The sequence below is a fragment of the Sulfurovum sp. genome (assembly GCF_041562805.1).
Lineage (GTDB): Bacteria > Campylobacterota > Campylobacteria > Campylobacterales > Sulfurovaceae > Sulfurovum.
This window is the reverse complement of record NZ_JBFFOH010000208.1, coordinates 1-3709: the sequence shown is the minus strand read 5'-3', so window position 1 is coordinate 3709 and position 3709 is coordinate 1. Positions and strand designations below refer to the sequence as shown.

Genomic DNA, 3709 nt, shown 5'->3' with positions numbered 1-3709 from the left:
GCCCTGTCTTTATGAGGGCAGGCCATCACGACAGTTTTTGTTTTGTCGATCTCTTTAAGTCTATGGGGAAGTTCGTTGAGTGGTATATTGATAGACGGTCCCACCTTCCATGCAGCATACTCTTCTGGAAATCGTATATCGATCAATTGAGCTTCTCCTTCCTCCAATAAATCAATAAGCCATTTACTATTTATTTTCATCTCTATTCTTGCTTCATAATCAAAGGTAGAAATGTATTTTTCCAATTCTTTATCCTTAGGGTATAGAGGCATACTTAGCCCCAAAAACACTAGACTTAATACGAATATTTTCATCATATTTCCTTTATATTTATAATCTATATTCATCACGATTGAGAACGCATTGGTAGTCACCCGCTTCATTCTCTATTTGAATGGTTGTATGTGCAATGTTAAAGTGTTGATGCAGGTGCTCTTGTGTATCTCTAAGGAAACTGTTGTCAATCACTTCAAGGGTAGTTACGAGATGTACTGTTAGGGCAGTCTCTGTTGTACTCAGTGCCCAGATATGCAAGTCATGTATATCAGTTACATATTCGAGATCTTTTAAATAGCTTTGGATATGGGTAACATCTATTCCCTGTGGTACAGCATCGATGGAAAGATCTATAGAATCTCTGAGTAACTGCCATGTCCCCACTAAAATAGCAACTACAATAAGAAGACTGATAACAGGGTCAAGCCAGATCCAACCCGTTAATATAATAGCTATACCTGCAACAACAACACCCAAAGAAATGGCTGCATCTGCTGCCATATGCAAGTATGCTGCTCTGATGTTAAGATCATGTTTTTGACCTTTTACAAAGAGTAATGCGGTTGCGGTATTTATGACTACTCCAATGGCAGCAACGACAATGATGATCACACCATCTACAGGTTTTGGAGAAGAGAGTCGTTCAAGTGATTCCCATGCGATACCACCCATAGCTACCAGAAGTAAAACTGCAGAGAGTAAGGAAGCCATGATGGTTACTTTACGCAAGCCATAGGTTCTTTTGCGGGTAGGGTGCTTTGTTGCCAGATAGTTTGCACCCCATGCAAGCATAAGGCTCATGACATCACTCAGATTATGTCCAGCATCTGCTATAAGTGCCAGTGAATCAGCAACAAGTCCATAACTTATTTCAATGATAACAAAGATGACATTGAGTGCAATACCTATAGCAAATGAGCGATTGTAGTTGTTTATTTCATGGTGATGACTATGGTCATGTGTCATGACTATTCCTTCTATTCTCAGTAATACTCTTATACTGAAACAAGTATAATAAGATATAATACCAAAAAAGTTACAGGAAATTACAATTATGTCAGCATATATATTTGGTCATACAACCCCAGACTCAGATTCGATCATAGGTGCATTGTCCCTTTCATACCTTAAAAATCAACTTGGAGAAGATACTATCCCGGTTAGACAAGGTGAAGTTAATCCGGAAACAGCATTTATACTTGAAAGATTTGGCTTTGAAGCACCGGCATTAAAGACGGAATTTGCAGGAGAAAATGTTTATCTCATTGATTTTATGGAACGTTCACAAAGTCCTAAAGATATCGATGAAGCAACGATACTTGGTATCGTGGATCACCACAAAATGGGTGACTTAAAAACAGATACACCTTTAGAGATGTGGGTAAGACCAGTAGGTTGTTCTAACACCATTGTAAAAGAGATGTTTGACCATCACAATGTTAAGATACCAAAAGAATTGGCAGGGATGATGATGTGTGCTATATTAAGTGATACCGTTATCTTTAAATCTCCAACATGTACAAAAACAGATACTAAAGCTGTAAAAGAGTTGGCTGAAATTGCAGGTATTGAAAATCCAAAAGAGTTAGGTATGGAGATGTTCATTGTAAAATCTGATGTACTTAATGATACAAAAGAAGCGCTTGTTCTTAGAGACTTTAAAGACTTTAATATGGGTGGTAATACCATTGGTGTTGGACAACTTGAAGTGGTTGATCTTTCTGTATTTGACAATATGAAAGAAGAACTTTTTGCTGCTATGCAAAAAATAAAAGATGAAGCTGATAGACATACTGTTTTATTGCTCTTAACAGATATCATGCAAGAAGGATCTCAACTGCTTGTTCTCTCAAATGATAACAGTAAAATAGAGTCTGCTTTTGAAATGACACTTGATGACAATCAAGTTTGGCTTCCAAAAGTGATGAGTCGTAAAAAACAAGTCATTCCATTTTTAGAGAAGCAATTTTAACGATATTTAATACCCTCACTATTTGATACTTTATTAAAAGTAATAAAAGAGTAAGGGTGGGAAAAATTTCCATGGAAGCCTGTAAGAATATTGTTACACTTTAAAATCAAAAATTAAACCTTACGTGCTACCCATCGTACCTCAAATTTACTATTAGGTCTCAGGAGATGAGAAATTAACAGTTACAGCCGCGCAATTTTATAACCAATGTTATTACTATTGATAATGAGATCTTTATGGAGTTTGTTTCTGACTCTGAACATAAGTGATCTAAAAGCAGCTTCTCCTGCGGGTTCATTTGCCCAAATAGTGTATTCTATTTGTTCACGGGATATATAGCTACCTTTTTGTTGACAAAGAATAGCTACAAGATCTCTTTCTTTGGCTGTGAGGTTCACCATATCTTCTTTTAAATAGAGTATCTTTTTTTCTATGTCAAAGACATATCCGTACTTAAGTGTAATGAGTGTTAGTTTTTCCTCTTTGCTCTCTTGCAGTGTGTGCTCAAGTGTTTTTGCTACATTCTCTATACTGCTCAATTGTTCTTTGGTTTTAGTAGCTAAATTAGATTTTTGAAGTGCCAATTCAATGTTGGCGTGAAGTTCTCGCTCTTTTACAGGTTTAAGTAAATACCCATATGCATGAGAAGAAGTTGCTTCTTTGATCGTAGAGAGTTCTGAATTTGCTGTAAGGAATATAATGGGCGTGTTGGGAATAATATTTCTTAATTCTTTAGCCAATTCTATACCGGTTACTGTACCTTTTAGGTAAATATCCATCAGCACTAAATCAGGCTTAATTCCTTTTTCCAAAAGTGCCAAAGTTTTAGATCTATTTGGAGCGATGCCACATGGTTCGTACCCTAAGTCAATAAGGACTTCTTTTAAATTTATTGCAATAATTGATTCATCTTCAACTATAAGTATCTTTTTTTTAATCATTTAAACACTCCAGAAACGGGAAAATTATTTTGTATTCTACACCATCGGGACTTGTGGTGTATGAGATCGTACCATCCAATTGATCTTCAACAATAGAATGAACTAAGGTCATACCTATAGAGTTACTCTCTGTAGGGTCTGTTATATGACAAAACCCCTTACCATTATCTTTAATATATAGTTCTATGAAATCATGATGTTGTTCTTCTATAATAAAAAGCTTCACTGAAAAAATATTATTTTCTCTATTGGCAAAGGCATGTTTAAAAGCATTGACTGCCAGTTCATGAACAACCATGCCTATTTGAATACATTTATTGGAAGAAAAAAAGATGGGTTCAATCTCAATTTTGAGCTTGACCGGATCGTGATTTGAAGTACAGGATTGCTTAATGTCATGCACTAACTTATCGACGTAGAGGGGTAGATCTATGCAGGAAAGGTTATCTCCCAAATAGAGAAATTCATGCACCAAAGCCATAGCGTGAATACGGCTCCTACTCTCTTGAAGTGAATTTTG

General features: G+C 36.0%; 5 protein-coding genes. 1 reads left to right on the top strand and 4 read right to left on the bottom strand.

Features of this window, described 5'->3' with window-relative positions; translation table 11 throughout:
• Together ABYK33_RS14635 and ABYK33_RS14630 are read right to left on the bottom strand one after the other, a co-directional pair.
• On the bottom strand, positions 1-314 hold a 314-nt coding region (locus ABYK33_RS14635; RefSeq protein WP_373034038.1), incomplete at its 3' end, for a rhodanese-like domain-containing protein.
• Positions 315-330: 16 nt separating this feature from the next.
• Positions 331-1242 (bottom strand): cation diffusion facilitator family transporter, encoded by a 912-nt coding sequence (locus tag ABYK33_RS14630; protein WP_373034037.1) that lies wholly within the window; start codon positions 1240-1242, stop codon positions 331-333.
• 88 nt (positions 1243-1330) lie between these two features.
• On the opposite strand from ABYK33_RS14630, the gene ABYK33_RS14625 reads away from it, so the two are divergent.
• Positions 1331-2248: a manganese-dependent inorganic pyrophosphatase gene (locus tag ABYK33_RS14625; protein ID WP_373034036.1), complete on the top strand. Its 918-nt coding sequence runs from the start codon at positions 1331-1333 to the stop codon at positions 2246-2248.
• Between the two features lie 182 nt (positions 2249-2430).
• On the opposite strand, the gene ABYK33_RS14620 is transcribed toward ABYK33_RS14625, so the two are convergent.
• A complete protein-coding gene (locus ABYK33_RS14620) occupies positions 2431-3189 on the bottom strand; it encodes a response regulator (RefSeq protein WP_373034035.1) in 759 nt (252 codons plus the stop codon).
• The coding region (locus tag ABYK33_RS14615) for a sensor histidine kinase (RefSeq protein WP_373034034.1) at positions 3182-3709 on the bottom strand (528 nt) is incomplete at its 5' end. The genes ABYK33_RS14620 and ABYK33_RS14615, both read right to left, overlap by 8 nt.